We start from the raw sequence: 17,551 nt of genomic DNA, 5'->3' as shown, positions 1-17,551 counted from the left end.
CACACTCACCCTATTTGAAAAATCATTCATTTTAGCCAAAGCACTGCCCCGCCAACTAAGGGGATTAAGACAGAGCAAAATTAAGATCATACTCTGCATCAACGCCAAAGCACCGCCCCGCCAAATAAGGGGATTAAGACCGAATACGGCTTCTGGACTACGAAAGACACTGGGGGTCAGGTCCTGAATCCTGCACGCATTAGGGCCAAAGTGCTGCCCCGCCAAATCAGGGGATTAAGACATCTAACATATGCCGAGACGTCAACTCTATTTGCCAAAGCACTGCCCCGCCAACTAAGGGGATTAAGACTTTTCTTCATAGTTTCGGTCCGCCCTTTCTTGGGCCAAAGCACTACCTTAAAAATACACGATTTCCAATCCTCTGCGGGTGACCATAAAGGTCGCCCCTAGGCTCAATCTGAGGCTATAGCTTCAGGCGATCTGATTAGCTTAGCTGTACGTCTGGGATCTGAAAAAATGTGTAGCAGGTAGAATCTGCACCTAAGGTGGCCAGAACATCCGACTGATGTTCTGGCTTTAGAGGAGCTTTTTAGAAGTAGTAATTCAGGCCAACAGACAGATTGCTGGACTTAATTTTTATCTCATAAGGCCCTTCAGAGAAGGTTTCATCCGGCAGTTGGATGTATTCAAGATTCACAGCAAAATTGTTGGCAAATTTAACTTCAGCACCCAGACCCAGAGCAATACCATTGACCGTATCCGTTTCTGAAAAAGAGAATGTCGAACCAGTTGCTTTGTAGCCAAAATCCGTTTTGCTGTAGCCTGCAACAGCAAAAACTGAAAAAGCATCAGACAAACTGTAGTTGGCTCTGGCTAGCAACATAGTTTGCAGATCGACGCCAAATTTTTCGCTGTAGTCGCCGTCGCGGTCAGATTCATCTTTTACACCAGTGCCGACACGGGCTTCTACTGCAAAATAATCATTGAATGAATAACCAGCCAAAGCGGTCAGGCTGCCAAAATCCACAGAAGAATCACCGCCACTGGCTTTTAACGTAGTTTTGTTGTACTGACCACCAAAGTAAAAGTTCTGCATTTCAGCCTGAACTGCAAAGCTACCTACTAAAGCCCCAACCAACACCATTTTTTTAAACAACATAAAACGTCCTATTTTATTTAGTGCAATAATCGCGGCGGTTTTATATCTGAAATGAGTTTGTTAGTAAATAGTAACAGCTAAATAACATCATTAGTGGGGCGGACGATATAGCTACAGAGGCGACGACAGAGAGGCAAAGTGTGGGCATAGTCCTGACCATGCCCCACTTCGTTTGATTTATTGCGACAGGCTTGCTGTTATTGGCTGCACATCCAGGCCATAACCTAACCACACCGCACCAATCAGCACCACAGAAGATGCGATCAACAGTTTCACCATCAGTGGCCAACAAAAACGGAACCAGTGGCCGTAAGGCACGCCGGCAATACCTATAATGCCCATCAGCACCGCATTGGTTGGAATAATCATATTGGAAAAACCATCGCCAAATTGGTAGGCCAATACAGCCACTTGCCTTGGGATCTCTAATAAATCACTCAGCGGCACCATCAGCGGCATGGTGACATAGGCCTGACCACTGCCCGAAGGGATAAAAAAGTTCAGGAAGGTTTGGATCAATAACATCCCAACAACCGCAATTTCAGCGCCAACGTAAGACAACGGCAAAGACAAAGCATGCACCAGCGTATGCAAAATCTGACCATCTTCCATTACTAAAGAAATTCCCCGCGCCACACCAATTAACATGGCTGTGGTGGTGAGCTCCATTGCACCTTCAATAAATTTCTGCGCAGCAGTGTCCGCTGAAACCCGGCCAATCACTATGGTGAACAAACCCCAGGCAATAAAGCAGGCGCTTAATTCATACAAATACCAACCATGCGCCCGTATGCCATAAGCCACTACACCAATGGTGCTGACGAAACTCAGCAGGATCAGCCGGTGCCGCCAGTTCAGCTCTGGATAACCTGGTGTCGCTTTATCGCCCAGCGGACAAGGCAAACCGGCCACCATAGACTGTGATGGATCCGCCTGAACTTTTTTGGCATAGCTCCAGACATGGTGAAAACCAATCAGCACAAAAGGCAGGAAAATAGCCAGCCGCAGCGCCATGCCAGACAACACCGGCAGATCAGCAATTTGCTGGGCAATCACCACGGTAAAAGGGTTGATCGCTGACACACCATAACCAATGCCATAACCGGCCACCGTCATCCCTACTGCGGTCATCGCATCCAGTCGCATCGCTTTACACAGCGCCACCAAAATAAGCACAAAGGGAATATATTCACCGGCAGTACCTATAGCGCTGGACGCCATGGCAAAACAAAACACCACCATCAGGATCAGCATTTGTGGCCGTTCGCCGTAGCGGCGCAATAAGCGACCGATCAGCGCGTCGACTGTGCCGGTAGCGCGGGCAATGGCCAACACACCGCCTAAAATCAGCACAAAGAAAATAACATCCTGGGCACTGGCGAATGCCCGGGGTATAGCTGTTAATAACTGCCATGGACTCAGATAGTGCTGCTCTTCCACCAGCGCAAAAGTGCCCGGCACCACAGCAGCACGGCCATTGGCAAGAGTTTGAGTTTCAAAAAAGCCCTGCGGCACAATCCAGGTGGCGATCATCGCCAGCACCATCATGCCAAAAAGTAGCGTCAGGGTATGAGGAACCTTGATAAATTTCTGCATTGTTAACATTTCTTTTTCAGTTCAGATTTAAGCGCGCCAGTATACAAGAAAAATTCCGCACCAACACCCGTAACCTGAAGTTAACATAAGACACGCCCTGAGCTGTACTTTTGCAACCTCAGTTTAAGTGTCAGAGCACCGACGCCACAGAGGTTGAGGGATGATTACCGGGGACGAGGGCCCGCCAAATAAGGGGATGAAGACTGATAAGTTTTCTGAGTTTTAATGTCTTGATGCCAAAGCACTGCCCTGGTCACTAAGACAAATAATCCGGACGAGCAGAAAAACTGAGTGATGCCGATGCGCTATTTCACTGTGTTTGATTGCACTGTGTATGATTGCATAAGGATCAGTCTGAGGAATTTGGCGCACTGCTGCTTTGCAGCGAGTGCAGCCAGAAAATCGGGATCACTGAATAAAGCTAGATCAACGCAACTTCAATATCGTCCTGGTCAAAACCAAAGACGCTACCATCAAAGTCTACCGACAAACGGCAGCTGTTTCCCGGTGAAGATATCCGGACTATATGCCCTACCTGACCATAACATTCGCTGGTTGAGTCCGTCACTATTACATCAAGACCCACAGTCCACAGTGGTTTTGTCATCAGTTTCTCCAAAATTGACGCCTGATTAATACAACAGGTATTAATCATCAGCCGGGCAGTGTACGCGAATTGACCTTTTAAAGCGAGATAAGCTTGCAACTGCTTTACCGGCATGCTAAGGAATCAGTATGTGCAATAAAGCCTGAGCCCTATAAAGATAGTGCTGTCCTATGCAGTTAAAACCATCAGATTTAACTACAGCAGATAGGAACGGCCTGGAGTTACAGCCGCATTTCTAACGTATTGGATATCAAAGCACACAGATTATTTACCAGGTTATCTTTTGTGCTTTCACCGAATAAATCAACGGAACTTGCTGACCTCTATGTAGCAACTGATAACCAAGGTTGGGTACATATTCTAAGCCGTTAAAGCAGTTGTAGGGGCTATATTTATACTCAGAGAAGCCTTGAATGATGAGGCCTGCTCCAATCAGCGCTGTGATGACTTCGCTTAGTGAGTGGGGCCACGTCACTATCTTTGATTTAGCCCCGTCACAATTCTCAGTATAAGTCCCCTCTTCTTCAACATCAGGCTTCGCCTGAGGGAAATAAGAGTAGCCACCAAGCAAATCATTAAATGTATGAAATTCTATAAGATGGAACATCCCCCCGTTTTGAGTGACTTTGCTATAGTGTTTGCCCATTCGTCGAGATTTGGTAACCAACACAGCACACCATAGGACGTATAAACAATATCGTATTGCTTTGTATGTTCGCGGCCAAACTGGCAAACATCACTCTCAATAAAGGTGGCTTCTAACCCTAAGTCATTTTTAAGTGCATTGGCTTGCCCTATAGCGTTGCTGGATAAGTCCACACCTGTGACGATCGCCCCTAACCTGGCCCATGACAAAGTGTCTTGCCCAAAATGGCATTGCAGATGTAGTAACGACTTTCCTTCAACATTGCCAACTTCGTTAAGCTCGACAGGATTGAGCGAACATTTTCCTTTTTTGAACGAATCAAGGTCGTAGAACTTTGAATCGACATGAACTTCTGTTCTTTTGTCCCATGCGTTTTTATTTATTTGCAAATAGTTCATTTATTATCCTGTATATCACCTGAATGTTTTTGCTGAAACAGCATAAAATCTGCTGGATAGACAACTCACTTTTCATACAAGGGCCTTTAGCTAAGCCACAAGAACTAAATAACTGGTAACGTATTCATACTCAATGCGGTTGGTGTCTTTGGTTTTGTTTGGCGACTGATCAGATCACGCAAACCGCATTGAGATCCCTTACGCAAGTGATCTGTTAAACGGAACAGTTATTTAGTTGATTTTCTGCTTTCCGTTTCCAATGCACATCCACAAAATCACGAAGCCCTTTTGGTAGTTTCGATGCTCTATAAGACACCATTTTTTATGCTTTTCCATTCCGTCTTTTACTCGTTTATACAAGCGTTTATTGCCTCTAAGGCAGGTCGCTAACCCTTACTACACCACCCTGAAATAGCCCCAGGTAAAGTACTTTTTGGTTATTTTCTATGCGACTGGTCATACTGAACACTCCACCATATATGGTGTTGTCTGAATGAGTGTACTTCTTCCACGTTTTCCCGGCATCATGGCTGATATCAATAATAAGCGGCTGTGGAGCTATACTTTTGGTCCAGCCAGCTGTATAAAAATGACCTTCATTTTCACTGTCTGGGATAACATCGAAGTAAAAACGATGTTCATTATTAACAAAGAATCTTTGCCAATCATTTCCGCCATTTTTGGACTGAATAATTCCGCCTTCAGCACAAACGAGCAGATGTTGTTCATCAAATGGCGAGTAACGTATAGCAAGAACTACACTCGGAGCGGGCAACAGCGCTGTCGCGGCCAAACTAAAATCTAAAGTTCGTCCCTGTGTCAGACTATGTTTCCTTAGCACTAAACTTTCGAGTGCCCCTTGGCCTCCATACCAAATATCAGTCTTATCCGAGCTTAGCGTAATGGATCTTAAACCTGTCGAAAACGCCCCCCAGAAGCCATCAATTACCTCCCAGTTGCGACCATGGTCGGAAGAGCTGGCAACGACATCAAACCCAACGCCATATAAGTAACTATTTTCAACAACCATTTTAAATAGAGGTTCGTGGTTACCTTGCTCAATATGCTCGCCACCAAAGTTATGTACAATTTTTTGCCATAACTTTCCGTTATCTAAACTTTCGTATAGCTCATAGCGGGTGGGATTGCCCACTAGTGGATCGGCATCTGAAGTACTGATGATCCAATGCCCGCTGTTGATTACTGCCCAATCAATGATCCGCCACGAAGAGTCACCAAGTAACTCCCAACTGTTGCCTGACGTCTGGCGATATAATCCTTTATCGGTTGCTGCGTGCAGACTACCGTCAATTACTTCTAGTTTATAAACGATAAGGCCGTTTAGACCGACAGATCGAACGGTCAACTTCTGCGAGTTATCGTTGTTAGTATCGGTTGAGCTTGAACCACAACCATATATCGCCAGTAACAGCGTAAACAAGTACAGTCGAATGTTTGTATTGAAATAATCTAAGCGCATGTGTCACCTCTGAACACTAAATCTCTCGATGATTGTTTTATGTACACACTTGAATATCAACCTACCCAAAGGGGCTCTGGTAGGATTGAATGTTGGTCTCATGATGGTCCAATGGTGTCCAATGTTTTTTCTACGCCAAACTCAAAAACAGGTCGTAGGCATTTACAGCCTCGACTATGCACGACTCGTGTGGCATGCAGAATTCGTCGTAAAACCTCAAAGTGTCGTCCAGTAGGAACACTAAGTTGTTCACCGATAAATGTCGGTGGGGAACGTACTTTCGTCCCAGGCAAATCTGCTTGTAACCCATCAAGGTCATCAGCGAGATACCACTTAATCCAACGATTCACACTGGGCCTTGCGGCCTGTAACCGCCGGGCAATCTCAGCTTTGGGCTTCCCCTGAGCCCACAACAAAATGGCATTGGCTCTGCGCGCCAGTGGCCTGCTTGGGTTCCATTGCATCATTTTTTAAGGTGGTACAGCGCCTGTGGCGTAAAAAATGGTAACGTATTCATACTCAATGCGGTTGGTGTCTTTGGTTTTGTTTGGCGACTGATCAGATCACGCAAACCGCATTGAGTTCCCTTACGCAAGTGATCTGTTAAACGAAACAGTTATTTAGTGTTAAACCAGACCAGAGCAAGCTTAACGTCAAGATCGTCTGTTCCGCTAAATACGATAGAATTTACCTGAGGCGTTTAAAATTAAAAGCCAAACAGTAGCTCCGCAAACAGCTACTATTTGGGTAAGCCCTAAAGTATTAGCACTTGCCGGCCGCTTTTAGCAAAGTGTTACACACAGTCCCACTTTTTTGCTCTGTCCCGCCAGCTTCAAGCACACTGCAAACCGCGTCAGAACCACTGGACATGCCAAAACTCATTACTTTGCCAAAACCAGATGATTCATATATATAGCAGTTGTACCTTGTACCCTCTTTAGTACTGATAGCATATTCAGTTCTCACAGAGCCACCAGGTGCTTCTCCTTCGCGCTGATTGGTAATAGTGAAACTGCCGACTTCCCGGCCAATCGCAAAAGCAATTTTTTGCTGTGCTTTGTCTTCGGGAGTTGCGGTGACAGCCTTGTTGCCTGACATGGTAGCGCAACCTGAGGCGGCAGTGGCAAGCAGCAGTGGAAACAACAGTCGATTAAATTTGTGTAACATTTTTTTTCCTTCCAGTTGATAGCAGGCCACGGCTTTTGATTCATCCTGGCCCAGAGTTTTGCTGTACATTTTGTGGTTGTTTAACAGGTTTTCTATTCAACTGGTTTCAGTTGCTGCAGGTCCCCTTAGATTCAGAGCTGTTTCTGTTGCGGCTGGCCAGATCACGACGACCGCCCCCCGCTTCCTGCCTGTATCGCTATGTCGATGAGCATCTGGCAAGCTGTCTGACGGATAAATCCGCTCTGTCACGGCATGGATCTGTCCCTGAGCAGCCAATTGCAGTAATTGAGTTAAATCTTCACTGCGTTCATCCGATGGGCCACTGATACAAACTTTTCCGTCTTTTCGTCTGGTCATCAGTTCCGGCAATCCGCCAGCTACAGCGACATACCTGCCTTTGGTTTTTAGTAGGGGTAAACATTCTCGAAAGCTTCGTGCTGCAACAGCATCAATAATCACGTCAAACTCAGATTGAATGGGTAAGGACTCAGCATTGTCGTACGCCAGCGTTTCGTCAGCCCCAAGCTCGCGCATCAGTGCCTGATTACGTTGACTGGTTAAGGTGGTGACTCTGATCCCCTGAAGTCGGGCAAGTTGCACCAGGGCGACGCCAACAGCACCAGATGCGCCTATGATCAAAAGATGCTCACCAGTCTTCAGCGCTGCTTTTTTTAAGAAATGCATAGCGGTTAAACCACCAAACGGCAAAGCCACTGCTTCGGTAAAGCTCAGTGTTGCAGGTTTTAACGCAGTGCAGTGGCTGGCTGAAACTACACAATACTCAGCATGGGCCCCCTGCCTGAAGCCCGTCATAGCAACCACATGATCACCAGGCTTGAAATCAGTGACTTTAGTTCCAACTTGCTTTACGACCCCGGCGACATCGACTCCGAGCACCTGCTGACGAGGACGACGTAAACCAAATATCAACCGGCCAATCAACCCCATACCCGATGGAAATCTGCAGCTGCGGATCCTTACGTCGCCCGATGACACTGTACTGGCACACACCTGAACTAAAATGTCGCCTGCGCCAACTACAGGTAAAGGACGATACTGCAATTGCAATACATCTGCACCGCCATAGCCTGTACAAATCCAGGCTTGCATGAGAGAGGGTAATAATAGCGACATTCAGGCCTCTTGACTTACACTGTAAGTTGAATGGAATTAGCCTAATGCTTACACTGTAAGTACGTCAAGTTAAACTTTGTATTTTTTGTAAGAGTGTGATGCCTAAAGAAAAACCTGCACTATCAGTGCAACGTATAGTAGAAAGTGCTATGACCATTGCCGATCAGGCCGGATTGGACGCATTAAGCATGCGGAAAATAGCCAAAAGTCTGAGTGTCGAAGCGATGTCGCTTTACAACTATTTGCAAAATAAAGAGCTATTGCTTGATGCAATGGTCGAAGCTGTAGTGGCTAAAATTGATCTGCCAGATCCAGCCTTACCATGGAAGATGGAGATGAAGAAAAGATGCAGCTCCGCCTATCAGGTACTGAAAACCCATCCCTGGGCTGCCCATTTATTAATGGCGCGACTAAATGTTGGCCCTGCCATGTTGCGGTACGTCGATGCCAGCCATGGTTGTTTATTGATGGCAGGATTTAGCCATAAAGATGCCGATCTTGCCCGCAATCTGCTGGACAGTTATATCTATGGTTTTACCCTGCAAGAGCTGACGTTTCCAATCGAGCCTGACGACTATGCCAGTACTGCCGCAGAATTTCAGCCACGCCTGGACAGCAGTGTTTATCCGTATTTAACAGCGCTTGCGGCCGAGGTAGCATCAGGCCGATATGATGGCAAACTGCAACTGGAGTTTGGGTTGGAGTTATTGCTTGAAGCCTTGGAATCAAAACAGAAGTCAAAGCTGAAGTCTTGACCCGCAGCAATTAGACAATGAAGTGAACTCAGTGTGGTCCGGCGCAAAGTGCCGAAGCCGCACTTTTCAGTATCAGCGCTCTTTGTTCTAGTTCCTGGTTGTAGTTCCTGCCATCGGGTTCAGGCCAACAACTACTACAGCGCTTTGATTTATTCAGTCACTTAAAAAACAAAAACGCCACCTAAAAAGGCAGCGTTTGTGTTTTAGAATTTGGTGCGTCCTAGTGGACTCGAACCACCGACCCCCACCATGTCAAGGTGGTGCTCTAACCAACTGAGCTAAGGACGCATATGTTGTGTTGTTACTATATCGTCACAACGGGCGCTATGTTATGCAGCGCATGCTTTGCTTGCAAGCACTTTTTTTAAAAGACGGTGTGTTTGCTGTTATTTTAAACGCTTCAAGGCTTTAGGCTGGTCTTTGCTGGTTCAACCTGGTCCACCAACGGCAGTAGTCCTGCCGCTGCGGGCATATACCTTAGCTCAAAATCTATAATAGGGTGACAACTGTTGTTTTGCGTTTGCCTTTCGGCATCCGTTAAAGCTCTGGCCTGAAACACTTCACCCGCCCTGGAATTTTGACGGAATTGCTCGCGTATCAGCGGCACGTTACAAGGCAATAGCTGCAAAAAATCCTGTCGCTTTGCTTCAGAGATTAAAGCAGCACCAGCACCATCCTGCACCCAAAGCTGCAATGTCTGGCTTTGCAACTGATGCGCTGCCGCCAGCCATTTTTTTGCAGGAAGCTGGCCGTTGTAAAACAAGCTGATAGCCAAAGGTTTTTCTAACAAACCATCTAACCCTGTCAGCTCGCCGCTTAACCACTGCAAATAAGATGCAGAGGTAAAATCTGTATCGTTCAGCTCCATCGGCAAATACCAGCCTTGCAGCTGAAGTGGCAGCTGTTTTAAGACATTGAGCCAGTGACGACGTACTTGCAGAGATAACTTCAGTTGCTGCTTAAAATAGAGCTGCTTTTGCGGCTCAGCACTCTGCATCTGCTTAAAATAATCCGGGTCGGCGTATAAACCAAGCCAGACGGGGATTTGCAGTTGCTGCAATGCGCCAAGTAACGCGGACGATGGGCCTTGTGGATCAAAAAAAGCCACCTCCCCATGCTGCCCCCACTGCAATGCCAATGCGGTCATGCCTTGCTGCTGTGCCCGGGTTAAGATGTATAGCCACTGCTCAGCACTCAACTGCTGATCGCGCAACAAAGGCTGATAAAATACGGTGCTGCCCCCTGCTTTGACAGAAAAACAGCAGATCAATATTGATAAGACAGCTGCAAAGATAAAGCGTGTTGATCCCTGCTTAAATCGCCGGCCAGTTGATACTGCCATTCCAGGTTGATCTCCAATTTATGCCGGTACGCATCATACTTAGTTTCGCCCAAGCCCAAACGTGACTGCAGACCCAATCCGGTGGTCCACTGCCAGCCTTCGGCATTCAGATTGGTCGTTGCGGCTTTTTGTTTACGGTAATCCAGCTGACTTAATACATAAGCACGGGTGACCTGAAACAGACTATCGTCATAGCGAACCACCTTGCCCTGTTCAAACTTAGACTGCAACAGAATTTGACCGTCGGCGGGCCAATACACTGCATCGACAAATAACTTACGTTCTCGCCAATGATCCAACTCTGGTTGCCATTCGGATCGCCATTGACCCTGATTAAGAAAATCACCGGTCAAACGCACCAAAGTACGCCAGTCACCTTTGCCCAGGGGATATTGCTGTACAGCAGCACTCAACCACAGGTTGGTATTATCTAAAGCTTTATAGGCCATACCAAATTCCTGACCAAAGTTGCGGTAATACTGTTCGCTGCTGCCATTGGCTGAAATTTGCATGTATAAACTGGTGTCACGTTGTAAAGTATCGGTAAAATGCTCCAGCCGCACTGAAACTTCATTACGCACAGTTTCGGGATCAGGCGCAGGCTGCGTTGCTGAACCGAGTACCGTCAGACTGGCACCATGACGCAACGCTGTGCTGGCGCTGACTTGCCAGTTCTTTGCTATAGTCTGATGGTAACGCTTTAACCGATACAGCTCTGTTTTGCTCAGTTTATTTTGTTTGTCAGTTTTGTGCTGACGGTCAATCGACTGCTTTAACCAATACAAGGTTTCATCGGCATCCCTCTCTTCTGCCGACAAATAAGCCACTTGCCCTGCAATGGCAACATCATTGGCATACTGGCTCTGGCGCGCAGCATAACGTAAATGCTTTAGTGCTTCTTTAGTGCGATTCATACCCACCAGCAAGTAGCCATAGCCAGCATGTAACTCTGCCTGTTCGGGCGCTTTGGCAAGCGCTGCACGCCAGGCTTGTTCAGCTGCCGGATAATCCTGCATTGCCTGATATATCCAGGCCTTTTGCAGATACAAACTGATCCATTGCTCTTTGCTGGTGCGAACTATTTTATCCAGATAGGCCAAAGCAGCTTTGTTTTGTTGCTGCTTACGTTTTAGTGCGGCGGCTTCCAGATACCAGAGCGCCTGATCGGCGGAAGAGAGCAATAAATATTGCTCACCTGTCCCCAGTTCATCCAACTCCAGCGCCAGTTGCGCAGTATTTTGTTTATCGTCATCCGATAAACTGCTGATATCTAAAGAAGTAAAGGATAGAAATGCAGCAACAGGGTCATTTAATTTCTGCTGCAAATAAGCAATATTCAGCACGTCCGACTCTTGTGGCTGCAACTGATAAGCTTTTTGCCAGTGTAACAACGCAAATTCCGCTTCATGCTCTTCCTGACACAAAGCCAGACTACGCCAACCTAATGCGGTGCTTGCTTTACCTGCCAACAAGCTCAGCGTTTTATCGCAACGTCCGGCTAAACGCCATAGTTCAGCGCGTTCAGCGGCCAGTATTGTCCAGCTGTCGGTTTTTGCTAATACCGCTGTATTAATGGTTTTCTGCTGCTTTAAAAGCTCCAGTACCCGCTGTGGTAGTATCTGCTGACGCTGAATGTCAGCGTCAAAGGGCAAGGCTTTTGCCAGCAGAACCAGCGCTTTGTCGGCTTCGTTTGCCAGAATATATTGGTAACTCAGTTCATCCAATGTAGGGGCACTGGCTTTGTACTGATGCAGTTTTTGCATCGACTGCATTTTCTCTGCACTGGCGGGTAAAGCCTGAGTACTGGTCAGGATCAGATCATACTGTGCACTTTGTTTAGGATCGGTCAGTAATTGCTGTAATACCTGTTGATACTGCCCTGCTGCCAGACGTTTTTGCGCCACTAAGCGCCGTTGCTGCGCCTGCAAATGCTCTGCGGCCAGATACTCTGTACTGATCTGATCGGCATTAAGCCATTTCTCGGCGTACACCAGCCAGCTGTCAGGATTAGTGCTGGAAGGACACTGCACAAACATCGCATTCGCGCGGTTTTCATCACCCGCCTGCATATATAAATCGATGCGCTGCCAGCAGTTCAGTTGTAACCTCTCAGCCAATAAAAAAGCAGTATCCCAGTATTTCTCAGCCACAGCCCACTGCAGTTTCTGCAGCATTTCATCAGGGTTTAGCTGGTGATACGTTTCGATAAAGTCAAAGCTTTGCAAAGCAGCGTCCCAGTCCTGCAACGCTATGTGCTGCTGCAATAGCTGACGGTGATACATCAACGCGGCTTCAGACTTTGGTTCGGACTCAATCAGAAACAAGGCTTTGTTTGCGTGCCCTGTTTGCATCAGCGCCATCACTAATCTGGTTTTATCTTCAGCGGATAACTCTTCAACTGGCAAAGATGATAAATCGCTAATCACCTGATCGGTGAAACGTAACGATTCAGCTAAAGCCGCATTTAACTTGAGTACTTCTGCTGGTAATGGCTTTTTTGCCGCCAGCCACTGATAAGCCTGCTGCTCTTGCTTTAATGCAATAAGGCGGGATGTCACGAGTGTCGCAATCGCCAGTTGATCGTCAACATTCCAGCCAGGCCACAGAGCATCAAGCGTCGGTAAGTCAGGCAAAGACTGCTGTTTTAATAACAGAGTCAACCACAGCGGATACAAGCCTTGTTGCTCTGACACAGGAATTTGTTGCAAGGTTGAAGCCGCGGCTGATAAATCCTGAGCTTCAATCTGGTAACGAAAAACTAATGCAAGTAATTCAGACTGACCTGGCACCAAAGTCAGGGCTTTATTAATTTCAGCTATAGCGGCAGGTAAATCATCTTTTTGCTGCAGACGATAGGCTTTTTCGACATAAGGATAAGTGCGGAATTTCTGATAGTCCGTCATAGGCGCAGCAGTGGCAGAGCTGGTCAACAACAGCACTACGAAAAGCCAAAACCGCATCAAACCACAACCTCTTGTCGCTGAGTTTTTTGCTGTGGTGCCAGCTCTTGCACCAGTTGTTGTATGGTTTTCCGGCGGTTTTGTTGCAGTTGAACTACTTCAGCCAGATTTTCTGCACTAACAATGCCTTCCTGCAGCAAATAGTCTCCCAAACGCAAACCACTTTGATGATCAAAACTAATCAATACCTGATTAACAACAGCGGGTTCCAGTAAAGCGGCCTGAACCAGCGCATCACCAAAAGACAACTGACTGGCGAGATAACTTTGTCTGAGCACAGCCAGATCGGACTCTGTGATCAGTCCCTGACGCAGACAGTGCGCAATATAAGCTGAGGGGTTCAGGTCTATTTCCTGCCTGTACCAATATCGGATCCCTAAACTTACGACACCATAGGCACAAATGCACAGCTGAACTTTAACACCTGTTTGACGTTCAATTTGCGACAGAGCAACGGGAGACAGCTGACTTTCACGCACCAGAGTTAATACACCATTTTCCTGCTTAACCGGCAACACCATATATTTCAGCGCCAGCCTGTCTGGGAAACTGGCGATCAGTCCGCCATCAATAGCAAAGGGATCAGCATCCACATAAGGTAATTCCAGCTGTTCAGCCACTGCTTTACCCAGTTGAGCCGGAGTCAGCATACCTAACCTTAATAATGACTGGCCCAATCGTTCACCTTTTTGCTGTTGCTCTAAACCAAAATCCAGCTCCTGCTGCAACAAGGTGCCTTGTGCCACCAGTATTGATCCTATGGATCGGGTGGCACGGTTTTGACTGATGCTTGGGTATTCGTGCGAGGTTTTGTCCCAGGCCACACGACGTGGATCACCATGCTGCAGCACCTGCTTCCAGGCCCGCACATTGGCAAAAAAGTTAATGACATTGCCCCACAGCTGACGTGGGACAGACAATAGTGCCTGCCCTATACCGTAATAGCGACGCACAAACACCATACGTTGAAACAAGCGGTTGATAAAAAAGAAGAAGTTCAAACCCAACAAAGTTTGCACCAACGGATCATCCACAAAGATGGATAGAAAATGATAGCCATCGGCAATCAGTTGATCGTATAACCAGAACAGACAAAGCTGCGCAAAAATTAAGGTTGAAATAAAGCTGACAAAATAAGTGATCACCCCTTTACGGTCGCGCCATAAAAAGTAATTTAACTTCCAGTCGTCAACCCAACGATGAGTTTTGAAGCCCTGAAACACAATACCTATGATCCAACGGCTTTTTTGTCGCACAGCTGTATGAAAAGTCTCAGGGAAATACTCTCGTACACAGACTACATTGCCATGACTTTGACTGCGACTACGGCTTTTTTCCGCATAGCGGGCTAGCAGGTTATCTGTGACTGGGAAACGAACAAAAATCTCTTCCATACCCCAGTGTTTTAGCCTGAATCCTATGTCGTAATCTTCAGTTAAAGACTGCACATCAAAAGGTAAACCGTCCCCTTCCTGAGATAGCTTAATAATAGCGCGACGGCTGAAACAGGTGCCTACACCAGCACTCGGCACCTGACCAACCATAGATTCACGTACAACGACGTCTTTACCGTGGCTTTCGGAAAACTCATCCAGATAATGGCCAGATGTAAAGGCAAAAGGGCCCTTGGCGAAGGGGTAAACCGGCAGTTGGATCAGATCTTTTTTCGGTAACAGATAGTTGAATAGCCTCAGTTCCATCGCAGACACCACATCTTCGGCGTCATGCAGGACAAAACCGGCAAATTTCACCTGAGTGCGGCGTTCGAAGTCCAGAATGGAGGTAATGATATTGTTCAGACAATCCGCTTTACTGGTGGGCCCTGGTCGTGCACACACTACTTTATGTACATGAGGAAAACGGGCACAGGCCGCATCGACATCCGCCTGAGTAGCTGGATCATTAGGATAAGTACCAACAAAAATCTGATAGTTTTCATAGTCCAGTTCGGCCGCAGCAAATTCGGCCATCTTACCGACCACTCCAACCTCTTGCCACGCAGGTACCATAATGGCGATAGGCTGTTCTTTCAGGTGAAACAGTTCCTGCTCATCAAATTTTTTCGTATTGCGGTAAAAACGGAAATAACGGCCCCAGTGGCGCATCCAGTAGTAAAGATCAATAAATACGTCATCCAGTGCAAATACCAACAACATCAGCATTAACACCACAACGATGTAACGCAGCACATAAAGATAATTGGCAAGCAAGTCAACCAGCGTCATTCATACACCACAACAACGCCAATCCTAGCGAACTACAAAACAGGGAAGAAACAGAGGATACCAAATGGTATTAATTTTATCAAATTAACTTTAAAGAAAAGTAAAAAGTATTAGTTTTTTCATTTTTAAGCCTATTTTTGCGGCAGTATAAACAAAAAACATATAAATGTGAAAATGTTTATTTCACTGAAGAACTATCGCCTTTTGTTATAAAATTGAACAACGGCCTCACCACTTCTGCTATGGTTTTGTCTGATAATCCCGACAGCGCTAAATGAACAGAGCTATTTATTAACGGGAGAAAGCGAGCATGTTATAGTGTTTTTTTCGTTTTCTAAGATAGAACTGTGATCTTTACACCTGTCCATACCCTTGAATTTGCCGAACTGGCTAAACAAAAAATTGTTGAGTTTAATGCCTTGCACTGGGATGCGACCAAAAGGCAACAGTTGGGATTTAAACTGGAAGATAGTGAAGGCCACTTAATAGCCGCAGTGGCTGGCCGTACTTTTGGCCATTGGTTTTATCTGGAGTCATTGTGGCTGGACGAAAAAGTTCGGGGAAAAGGCGTAGGATCAAAGCTACTCATTGAGGCTGAAAGCCTTGCTAAAGCAAGGGGTTGCAGCTTTGTCATTCTCGACACTCTGGATTTTCAAGCCAAGCCTTTTTACGAGCGCCATGGCTATCAGCTGGAGTGGACTCAAACCAACTACCCTTTCACCGGCTGCAAATACTTTATGACCAAAAGACTTTAATCTTTCTTTTGCTCAGCCTGATACACAGACTGCACCCAGTCAGGATTGCCATCATTGGGTGCAGGCTGAATACCTAAGATGCGGCACATCAGGTTATACAATTCAATATTGGAAAAAGCCGGAATTTGACTGCCTGCAGCAAAGGCTGGCCCATGCCCGACAAAAATAGCCTGCATAGCCGGACTATTATTGTCATAACCATGGCTGCCTGTGACAACACTACGACCAGGCTTTTCCAGCCATTCTTTTTGCTTATGTTTTTGCATTAAACGCCAGCCTGCTTCAGGCACCACCAAAATGGGTGCTATACGTTTGCTGTTCTGATAAAACCAACGTTCTGGTAAATCTGCTTTTTTATACACTTTGGCCTGAGGTGGCAGTGAGTGTTTTAGCTGTTGGTAAATAGCTTCTAATTCGGCTTTTTTCGGAAAAATGGAAACAATCTCCGGGGTCCACAACACCAAAGCCGCTTTTTTCTGATCAAACAGCTGGTCCAGCACTATCACCTGCTGCTGTGGCACTTTGGCCATACCATGGTCAGATACCAGCATCAGGTTCATGCTATGAAGCAGTCCTCTTTGTTCCAGCCCTTTCACCAGCACAGCCAGCGCCTGATCTACATCAGCAATAGCTTCAGCCACCTGTTTTGATTCAGGACCATAGGCATGGCCAGCGTCATCCACAGAGCTGAAATACAATGTCAGAAATTGGGGCCGCTTCTCCAAAGGTAAATCCAGCCAGGCCAATACTGAGTTCACTCTGTCTCTATTACTGATTGAACCATCGTAAGCTTGCCACAAGCCAGGCCTTACCCCTTTGATCGCAGCTTCGGTACCTGGGAAAAAATAAGTGCCGGTTTTAACCCCCTGCTTCTCTGCTGTGACCCAAATAGGTTCACCCAGCCACCAACGGCTATTGGTGACTTCTTCTGGTTTGCTCATACGAAATACCGCATCAAAATCAGCATCATAAATATTGTTTTCGACAATACCGTGATTCGCAGGGTACAAACCTGTAGCTATGCTGTAGTGATTGGGAAAGGTTTTTGTCGGGAAGACCGGCTGCATACTAAGGGCTCTGACACCAGCTTGTGCCAGTTGATGTAAAACAGGCGCTTTATAAGTCTCCCAGTACTGCTGGCCAAAACCATCGATGGAGATCAGCAACAAGCTGTTCGCCTGAGACTGCGACTTTGCTTCTGCGCTATGAAGATCCAGACTGAGTACTAAACACAACAAAAACAGAAAAATACTACGCACAAAGCACCTGTTCATCGCAAAAAAACAGCAGTGTACTGAGCACCGTAGGCAGTCATATGACAAAACGACCAAAAGTAAAAAAAATGCTATCAACTGCTAAAAAGCAC

General features: G+C 46.5%; 15 protein-coding genes, 1 tRNA gene and 1 CRISPR repeat array (1 of these 17 cut by a window edge). Of the genes, 2 read left to right on the top strand and 14 right to left on the bottom strand.

What is annotated here, in order from left to right; genetic code table 11:
• Positions 1-310: direct repeats of the CRISPR family, unit length 37 nt; unit sequence GCCAAAGCACTGCCCCGCCAACTAAGGGGATTAAGAC; it reaches 494 nt to the left of the window's first position.
• A gap of 240 nt (positions 311-550) precedes the next feature.
• The 9 genes from J2W69_RS03005 to J2W69_RS02970 all read right to left on the bottom strand — a co-directional run bounded on the left by J2W69_RS03005 (position 551) and on the right by J2W69_RS02970 (position 8,148).
• Positions 551-1,120, bottom strand: a complete 570-nt coding sequence (locus J2W69_RS03005; protein ID WP_310274424.1) for an outer membrane protein — start codon at positions 1,118-1,120, stop codon at positions 551-553.
• A gap of 177 nt (positions 1,121-1,297) precedes the next feature.
• Positions 1,298-2,716, bottom strand: coding sequence for a YfcC family protein (locus J2W69_RS03000; protein ID WP_310274422.1), 1,419 nt, complete (start codon positions 2,714-2,716; stop codon positions 1,298-1,300).
• Between the two features lie 421 nt (positions 2,717-3,137).
• On the bottom strand, positions 3,138-3,323 hold the full coding sequence (locus J2W69_RS02995) for a hypothetical protein (RefSeq protein ID WP_310274421.1): 186 nt from the start codon (positions 3,321-3,323) through the stop codon (positions 3,138-3,140).
• A gap of 268 nt (positions 3,324-3,591) precedes the next feature.
• The gene (locus J2W69_RS02990) at positions 3,592-3,930 is read right to left on the bottom strand and encodes a hypothetical protein (RefSeq protein ID WP_310274419.1); all 339 of its coding nucleotides are present in this window, start codon (positions 3,928-3,930) and stop codon (positions 3,592-3,594) included.
• Entirely contained in the window at positions 3,915-4,367 is a 453-nt protein-coding gene (locus J2W69_RS02985) for a class I SAM-dependent methyltransferase (protein WP_310274417.1), read from the bottom strand. The genes J2W69_RS02990 and J2W69_RS02985 overlap by 16 nt, the downstream gene beginning before the upstream one ends.
• A gap of 373 nt (positions 4,368-4,740) precedes the next feature.
• The gene (locus J2W69_RS02980; protein WP_310274415.1) at positions 4,741-5,847 is read right to left on the bottom strand and encodes a beta propeller repeat protein; all 1,107 of its coding nucleotides are present in this window, start codon (positions 5,845-5,847) and stop codon (positions 4,741-4,743) included.
• A 98-nt stretch (positions 5,848-5,945) separates the two neighbouring features.
• On the bottom strand, positions 5,946-6,311 hold the full coding sequence (locus tag J2W69_RS20620) for a helix-turn-helix domain-containing protein (protein WP_405047867.1): 366 nt from the start codon (positions 6,309-6,311) through the stop codon (positions 5,946-5,948).
• A gap of 298 nt (positions 6,312-6,609) precedes the next feature.
• Positions 6,610-7,014, bottom strand: coding sequence for a hypothetical protein (locus tag J2W69_RS02975; protein WP_310274413.1), 405 nt, complete (start codon positions 7,012-7,014; stop codon positions 6,610-6,612).
• 96 nt (positions 7,015-7,110) lie between these two features.
• A complete protein-coding gene (locus tag J2W69_RS02970) occupies positions 7,111-8,148 on the bottom strand; it encodes an NAD(P)-dependent alcohol dehydrogenase (protein WP_310274411.1) in 1,038 nt (345 codons plus the stop codon).
• 98 nt (positions 8,149-8,246) lie between these two features.
• On the opposite strand from J2W69_RS02970, the gene J2W69_RS02965 reads away from it, so the two are divergent.
• Positions 8,247-8,903, top strand: a complete 657-nt coding sequence (locus tag J2W69_RS02965) for a TetR/AcrR family transcriptional regulator (RefSeq protein ID WP_310274409.1) — start codon at positions 8,247-8,249, stop codon at positions 8,901-8,903.
• A 211-nt stretch (positions 8,904-9,114) separates the two neighbouring features.
• Here the strand turns inward: J2W69_RS02965 and J2W69_RS02960 are convergent.
• From J2W69_RS02960 to J2W69_RS02945, 4 genes are all read right to left on the bottom strand, one after another.
• Positions 9,115-9,191: transfer RNA gene (locus J2W69_RS02960), tRNA-Val, on the bottom strand.
• Between the two features lie 112 nt (positions 9,192-9,303).
• Complete coding sequence (locus J2W69_RS02955; RefSeq protein WP_310274408.1) at positions 9,304-10,173, bottom strand: DUF4434 domain-containing protein; 870 nt, start codon at positions 10,171-10,173, stop codon at positions 9,304-9,306.
• A complete protein-coding gene (locus J2W69_RS02950; RefSeq protein ID WP_310274406.1) occupies positions 10,170-13,205 on the bottom strand; it encodes an NfrA family protein in 3,036 nt (1,011 codons plus the stop codon). The genes J2W69_RS02955 and J2W69_RS02950 overlap by 4 nt, the downstream gene beginning before the upstream one ends.
• Positions 13,205-15,430, bottom strand: a complete 2,226-nt coding sequence (locus J2W69_RS02945) for a glycosyl transferase family protein (RefSeq protein WP_310274404.1) — start codon at positions 15,428-15,430, stop codon at positions 13,205-13,207. Before J2W69_RS02945 ends, J2W69_RS02950 begins: the two co-directional genes overlap by 1 nt.
• Before the next feature lie 347 nt (positions 15,431-15,777).
• Here J2W69_RS02945 and J2W69_RS02940 point away from each other — a divergent pair, with 347 nt between their 5' ends.
• Entirely contained in the window at positions 15,778-16,185 is a 408-nt protein-coding gene (locus J2W69_RS02940; RefSeq protein ID WP_310274402.1) for a GNAT family N-acetyltransferase, read from the top strand.
• On the opposite strand, the gene J2W69_RS02935 is transcribed toward J2W69_RS02940, so the two are convergent.
• The gene (locus J2W69_RS02935) at positions 16,182-17,444 is read right to left on the bottom strand and encodes an alkaline phosphatase family protein (protein ID WP_310274400.1); all 1,263 of its coding nucleotides are present in this window, start codon (positions 17,442-17,444) and stop codon (positions 16,182-16,184) included. The genes J2W69_RS02940 and J2W69_RS02935 overlap by 4 nt on opposite strands.
• Positions 17,445-17,551 lie beyond the last annotated feature (107 nt).

Origin of the sequence: Rheinheimera soli, assembly GCF_031457405.1 — a bacterium.
In the GTDB taxonomy this organism is placed as follows: Bacteria; Pseudomonadota; Gammaproteobacteria; order Enterobacterales; family Alteromonadaceae; genus Pararheinheimera; species Pararheinheimera soli_A.
Note: the sequence above shows the minus strand (reverse complement) of the source record. Positions and strands in the feature narration are given on the sequence as shown.

What these genes read in the sequence shown, in the direction of transcription:
- J2W69_RS02945 (WP_310274404.1), bottom strand. Translation starts at nt 15,430, where the DNA reads ATGACGCTGGTTGACTTGCTTGCCAATTATCTTTATGTGCTGCGTTAC.
- J2W69_RS02985 (WP_310274417.1), bottom strand. Translation starts at nt 4,367, where the DNA reads ATGAACTATTTGCAAATAAATAAAAACGCATGGGACAAAAGAACAGAA.
- J2W69_RS02965 (WP_310274409.1), top strand. Translation starts at nt 8,247, where the DNA reads ATGCCTAAAGAAAAACCTGCACTATCAGTGCAACGTATAGTAGAAAGT.
- J2W69_RS02950 (WP_310274406.1), bottom strand. Translation starts at nt 13,205, where the DNA reads ATGCGGTTTTGGCTTTTCGTAGTGCTGTTGTTGACCAGCTCTGCCACT.
- J2W69_RS20620 (WP_405047867.1), bottom strand. Translation starts at nt 6,311, where the DNA reads ATGCAATGGAACCCAAGCAGGCCACTGGCGCGCAGAGCCAATGCCATT.
- J2W69_RS02995 (WP_310274421.1), bottom strand. Translation starts at nt 3,323, where the DNA reads ATGACAAAACCACTGTGGACTGTGGGTCTTGATGTAATAGTGACGGAC.
- J2W69_RS03005 (WP_310274424.1), bottom strand. Translation starts at nt 1,120, where the DNA reads ATGTTGTTTAAAAAAATGGTGTTGGTTGGGGCTTTAGTAGGTAGCTTT.
- J2W69_RS02990 (WP_310274419.1), bottom strand. Translation starts at nt 3,930, where the DNA reads ATGTTCCATCTTATAGAATTTCATACATTTAATGATTTGCTTGGTGGC.
- J2W69_RS02970 (WP_310274411.1), bottom strand. Translation starts at nt 8,148, where the DNA reads ATGTCGCTATTATTACCCTCTCTCATGCAAGCCTGGATTTGTACAGGC.
- J2W69_RS02980 (WP_310274415.1), bottom strand. Translation starts at nt 5,847, where the DNA reads ATGCGCTTAGATTATTTCAATACAAACATTCGACTGTACTTGTTTACG.
- J2W69_RS03000 (WP_310274422.1), bottom strand. Translation starts at nt 2,716, where the DNA reads ATGCAGAAATTTATCAAGGTTCCTCATACCCTGACGCTACTTTTTGGC.
- J2W69_RS02975 (WP_310274413.1), bottom strand. Translation starts at nt 7,014, where the DNA reads ATGTTACACAAATTTAATCGACTGTTGTTTCCACTGCTGCTTGCCACT.